General features: G+C 44.7%; 9 protein-coding genes. All 9 read right to left on the bottom strand.

Going from position 1 to position 5624, the window contains the following annotated elements:
* Positions 1-1078 (bottom strand): major capsid protein (locus tag AC0KSB_RS13980; RefSeq protein ID WP_472310356.1); only part of this gene is annotated, 1078 nt, incomplete at its 3' end.
* 36 nt (positions 1079-1114) lie between these two features.
* On the bottom strand, positions 1115-1231 hold the full coding sequence (locus AC0KSB_RS13975) for a phage DNA packaging protein J (protein ID WP_000033471.1): 117 nt from the start codon (positions 1229-1231) through the stop codon (positions 1115-1117).
* Positions 1231-1689, bottom strand: a complete 459-nt coding sequence (locus AC0KSB_RS13970) for a scaffolding protein D (RefSeq protein ID WP_000084700.1) — start codon at positions 1687-1689, stop codon at positions 1231-1233. The genes AC0KSB_RS13975 and AC0KSB_RS13970 overlap by 1 nt, the downstream gene beginning before the upstream one ends.
* The gene (locus AC0KSB_RS13965; protein WP_016670801.1) at positions 1686-1925 is read right to left on the bottom strand and encodes a phage DNA packaging protein C; all 240 of its coding nucleotides are present in this window, start codon (positions 1923-1925) and stop codon (positions 1686-1688) included. Before AC0KSB_RS13965 ends, AC0KSB_RS13970 begins: the two co-directional genes overlap by 4 nt.
* Positions 1858-2010, bottom strand: coding sequence for a hypothetical protein (locus tag AC0KSB_RS13960; RefSeq protein WP_435988044.1), 153 nt, complete (start codon positions 2008-2010; stop codon positions 1858-1860). The genes AC0KSB_RS13965 and AC0KSB_RS13960 overlap by 68 nt, the downstream gene beginning before the upstream one ends.
* A complete protein-coding gene (locus tag AC0KSB_RS13955) occupies positions 1943-3484 on the bottom strand; it encodes a replication endonuclease (protein WP_000252566.1) in 1542 nt (513 codons plus the stop codon). The genes AC0KSB_RS13960 and AC0KSB_RS13955 overlap by 68 nt, the downstream gene beginning before the upstream one ends.
* A gap of 63 nt (positions 3485-3547) precedes the next feature.
* The gene (locus AC0KSB_RS13950; protein WP_000466547.1) at positions 3548-4534 is read right to left on the bottom strand and encodes a Minor spike protein; all 987 of its coding nucleotides are present in this window, start codon (positions 4532-4534) and stop codon (positions 3548-3550) included.
* Positions 4535-4542: 8 nt separating this feature from the next.
* On the bottom strand, positions 4543-5115 hold the full coding sequence (locus AC0KSB_RS13945; RefSeq protein ID WP_472310343.1) for a hypothetical protein: 573 nt from the start codon (positions 5113-5115) through the stop codon (positions 4543-4545).
* Positions 5116-5180: 65 nt separating this feature from the next.
* Positions 5181-5624 (bottom strand): major capsid protein (locus tag AC0KSB_RS13940; protein WP_074413423.1); only part of this gene is annotated, 444 nt, incomplete at its 5' end.

The following is a 5624-nucleotide window of genomic DNA, read 5'->3' as shown; positions in this document are numbered from 1 at the left end:
AAACATACGAAGGCGCATAACGATACCACTGACCCTCAGCAATCTTAAACTTCTTAGACGAATCACCAGAACGGAAAACATCCTTCATAGAAATTTCACGCGGCGGCAAGTTGCCATACAAAACAGGGTCGCCAGCAATATCGGTATAAGTCAAAGCACCTTTAGCGTTAAGGTACTGAATCTCTTTAGTCGCAGTAGGCGGAAAACGAACAAGCGCAAGAGTAAACATAGTGCCATGCTCAGGAACAAAGAAACGCGGCACAGAATGTTTATAGGTCTGTTGAACACGACCAGAAAACTGGCCTAACGACGTTTGGTCAGTTCCATCAACATCATAGCCAGATGCCCAGAGATTAGAGCGCATGACAAGTAAAGGACGGTTGTCAGCGTCATAAGAGGTTTTACCTCCAAATGAAGAAATAACATCATGGTAACGCTGCATGAAGTAATCACGTTCTTGGTCAGTATGCAAATTAGCATAAGCAGCTTGCAGACCCATAATGTCAATAGATGTGGTAGAAGTCGTCATTTGGCGAGAAAGCTCAGTCTCAGGAGGAAGCGGAGCAGTCCAAATGTTTTTGAGATGGCAGCAACGGAAACCATAACGAGCATCATCTTGATTAAGCTCATTAGGGTTAGCCTCGGTACGGTCAGGCATCCACGGCGCTTTAAAATAGTTGTTATAGATATTCAAATAACCCTGAAACAAATGCTTAGGGATTTTATTGGTATCAGGGTTAATCGTGCCAAGAAAAGCGGCATGGTCAATATAACCAGTAGTGTTAACAGTCGGGAGAGGAGTGGCATTAACACCATCCTTCATGAACTTAATCCACTGTTCACCATAAACGTGACGATGAGGGACATAAAAAGTAAAAATGTCTACAGTAGAGTCAATAGCAAGGCCACGACGCAATGGAGAAAGACGGAGAGCGCCAACGGCGTCCATCTCGAAGGAGTCGCCAGCGATAACCGGAGTAGTTGAAATGGTAATAAGACGACCAATCTGACCAGCAAGGAAGCCAAGATGGGAAAGGTCATGCGGCATACGCTCGGCGCCAGTTTGAATATTAGACATAATTTATCCTCAAGTAAGGGGCCGAAGCCCCTGCAATTAAAATTGTTGACCACCTACATACCAAAGACGAGCGCCTTTACGCTTGCCTTTAGTACCTCGCAACGGCTGCGGACGACCAGGGCGAGCGCCAGAACGTTTTTTACCTTTAGACATTACATCACTCCTTCTGCACGTAATTTTTGACGCACGTTTTCTTCTGCGTCAGTAAGAACGTCAGTGTTTCCTGCGCGTACACGCAAGGTAAACGCGAACAATTCAGCGGCTTTAACCGGACGCTCGACGCCATTAATAATGTTTTCCGTAAATTCAGCGCCTTCCATGATGAGACAGGCCGTTTGAATGTTGACGGGATGAACATAATAAGCAATGACGGCAGCAATAAACTCAACAGGAGCAGGAAAGCGAGGGTATCCTACAAAGTCCAGCGTACCATAAACGCAAGCCTCAACGCAGCGACGAGCACGAGAGCGGTCAGTAGCAATCCAAACTTTGTTACTCGTCAGAAAATCGAAATCATCTTCGGTTAAATCCAAAACGGCAGAAGCCTGAATGAGCTTAATAGAGGCCAAAGCGGTCTGGAAACGTACGGATTGTTCAGTAACTTGACTCATGATTTCTTACCTATTAGTGGTTGAACAGCATCGGACTCAGATAGTAATCCACGCTCTTTTAAAATGTCAACAAGAGAATCTCTACCATGAACAAAATGTGACTCATATCTAAACCAGTCCTTGACGAACGTGCCAAGCATATTAAGCCACTTCTCCTCATCCAACGCGTCAGTTTTTGACAGAATCGTTAGTTGATGGCGAAAGGTCGCAAAGTAAGAGCTTCTCGAGCTGCGCAAGGATAGGTCGAATTTTCTCATTTTCCGCCAGCAGTCCACTTCGATTTAATTCGTAAACAAGCAGTAGTAATTCCTGCTTTATCAAGATAATTTTTCGACTCATCAGAAATATCCGAAAGTGTTAACTTCTGCGTCATGGAAGCGATAAAACTCTGCAGGTTGGATACGCCAATCATTTTTATCGAAGCGCGCATAAATTTGAGCAGATTTGTCGTCACAGGTTGCGCCGCCAAAACGTCGGCTACAGTAACTTTTCCCAGCCTCAATCTCATCTCTCTTTTTGCGTTCTGCTTCAATATCTGGTTGAACGGCGTCGCGTCGTAACCCAGCTTGGTAAGTTGGATTAAGCACTCCGTGGACAGATTTGTCATTGTGAGCATTTTCATCCCGAAGTTGCGGCTCATTCTGATTCTGAACAGCTTCTTGGGAAGTAGCGACAGCTTGGTTTTTAGTGAGTTGTTCCATTCTTTAGCTCCTAGACCTTTAGCAGCAAGGTCCATATCTGACTTTTTGTTAACGTATTTAGCCACATAGAAACCAACAGCCATATAACTGGTAGCTTTAAGCGGCTCACCTTTAGCATCAACAGGCCACAACCAACCAGAACGTGAAAAAGCGTCCTGCGTGTAGCGAACTGCGATGGGCATACTGTAACCATAAGGCCACGTATTTTGCAAGCTATTTAACTGGCGGCGATTGCGTACCCGACGACCAAAATTAGGGTCAACGCTACCTGTAGGAAGTGTCCGCATAAAGTGCACCGCATGGAAATGAAGACGGCCATTAGCTGTACCATACTCAGGCACACAAAAATACTGATAGCAGTCGGCGTGTGAATCATTAGCCTTGCGACCCTCGGCAGCAAGAACCATACGACCAATATCACGAAAATAGTCACGCAAAGCATTGGGATTATCATAAAACGCCTCTAATCGGTCGTCAGCCAACGTGAGAGTGTCAAAAACGATAAACCAACCATCAGCATGAGCCTGTCGCATTGCATTCATCAAACGCTGAATAGCAAAGCCTCTACGCGATTTCATAGTGGAGGCCTCCAGCAATCTTGAACACTCATCCTTAATACCTTTCTTTTTGGGGTAATTATACTCATCGCGAATATCCTTAAGAGGGCGTTCAGCAGCCAGCTTGCGGCAAAACTGCGTAACCGTCTTCTCGTTCTCTAAAAACCATTTTTCGTCCCCTTCGGGGCGGTGGTCTATAGTGTTATTAATATCAAGTTGGGGGAGCACATTGTAGCATTGTGCCAATTCATCCATTAACTTCTCAGTAACAGATACAAACTCATCACGAACGTCAGAAGCAGCCTTATGGCCGTCAACATACATATCACCATTATCGAACTCAACGCCCTGCATACGAAAAGACAGAATCTCTTCCAAGAGCTTGATGCGGTTATCCATCTGCTTATGGAAGCCAAGCATTGGGGATTGAGAAAGAGTAGAAATGCCACAAGCCTCAATAGCAGGTTTAAGAGCCTCGATACGCTCAAAGTCAAAATAATCAGCGTGACATTCAGAAGGGTAATAAGAACGAACCATAAAAAAGCCTCCAAGATTTGGAGGCATGAAAACATACAATTGGGAGGGTGTCAATCCTGACGGTTATTTCCTAGACAAATTAGAGCCAATACCATCAGCTTTACCGTCTTTCCAGAAATTGTTCCAAGTATCGGCAACAGCTTTATCAATACCATGAAAAATATCAACCACACCAGAAGCAGCATCAGTGACGACATTAGAAATATCCTTTGCAGTAGCGCCAATATGAGAAGAGCCATACCGCTGATTCTGCGTTTGCTGATGAACTAAGTCAACCTCAGCACTAACCTTGCGAGTCATTTCTTTGATTTGGTCATTGGTAAAATACTGACCAGCCGTTTGAGCTTGAGTAAGCATTTGGCGCATAATCTCGGAAACCTGCTGTTGCTTGGAAAGATTGGTGTTTTCCATAATAGACGCAACGCGAGCAGTAGACTCCTTCTGTTGATAAGCAAGCATCTCATTTTGTGCATATACCTGGTCTTTCGTATTCTGGCGTGAAGTCGCCGACTGAATGCCAGCAATCTCTTTTTGAGTCTCATTTTGCATCTCGGCAATCTCTTTCTGATTGTCCAGTTGCATTTTAGTAAGCTCTTTTTGATTCTCAAATCCGGCGTCAACCATACCAGCAGAGGAAGCATCAGCACCAGCACGCTCCCAAGCATTAAGCTCAGGAAATGCAGCAGCAAGATAATCACGAGTATCCTTTCCTTTATCAGCGGCAGACTTGCCACCAAGTCCAACCAAATCAAGCAACTTATCAGAAACGGCAGAAGTGCCAGCCTGCAACGTACCTTCAAGAAGTCCTTTACCAGCTTTAGCCATAGCACCAGAAACAAAACTAGGGACGGCCTCATCAGGGTTAGGAACATTAGAGCCTTGAATGGCAGATTTAATACCAGCATCACCCATGCCTACAGTATTGTTATCGGTAGCAAGCACATCACCTTGAATGCCACCGGAGGCGGCTTTTTGACCGCCTCCAAACAATTTAGACATGGCGCCACCAGCAAGAGCAGAAGCAATACCGCCAGCAATAGCACCAAACATAAATCACCTCACTTAAGTGGCTGGAGACAAATAATCTCTTTAATAACCTGATTCAGCGAAACCAATCCGCGGCATTTAGTAGCGGTAAAGTTAGACCAAACCATGAAACCAACATAAACATTATTGCCCGGCGTACGGGGAAGGACGTCAATAGTCACACAGTCCTTGACGGTATAATAACCACCATCATGGCGACCATCCAAAGGATAAACATCATAGGCAGTCGGGAGGGTAGTCGGAACCGAAGAAGACTCAAAGCGAACCAAACAGGCAAAAAATTTAGGGTCGGCATCAAAAGCAATATCAGCACCAACAGAAACAACCTGATTAGCGGCGTTGACAGATGTATCCATCTGAATGCAATGAAGAAAACCACCATTACCAGCATTAACCGTCAAACTATCAAAATATAACGTTGACGATGTAGCTTTAGGTGTCTGTAAAACAGGTGCCGAAGAAGCTGGAGTAACAGAAGTGAGAACCAGCTTATCAGAAAAAAAGTTTGAATTATGGCGAGAAATAAAAGTCTGAAACATGATTAAACTCCTAAGCAGAAAACCTACCGCGCTTCGCTTGGTCAACCCCTCAGCGGCAAAAATTAAAATTTTTACCGCTTCGGCGTTATAACCTCACACTCAATCTTTTATCACGAAGTCATGATTGAATCGCGAGTGGTCGGCAGATTGCGATAAACGGTCACATTAAATTTAACCTGACTATTCCACTGCAACAACTGAACGGACTGGAAACACTGGTCATAATCATGGTGGCGAATAAGTACGCGTTCTTGCAAATCACCAGAAGGCGGTTCCTGAATGAATGGGAAGCCTTCAAGAAGGTGATAAGCAGGAGAAACATACGAAGGCGCATAACGATACCACTGACCCTCAGCAATCTTAAACTTCTTAGACGAATCACCAGAACGGAAAACATCCTTCATAGAAATTTCACGCGGCGGCAAGTTGCCATACAAAACAGGGTCGCCAGCAATATCGGTATAAGTCAAAGCACCTTTAGCGTTAAGGTACTGAATCTCTTTAGTCGCAGTAGGCGGAAAACGAACAAGCGCAAGAGTAAACATAGTGCCATG

This window comes from Ercella succinigenes, from assembly GCF_900002895.1.
This window is presented reverse-complemented; position numbering and strand designations above follow the sequence as displayed.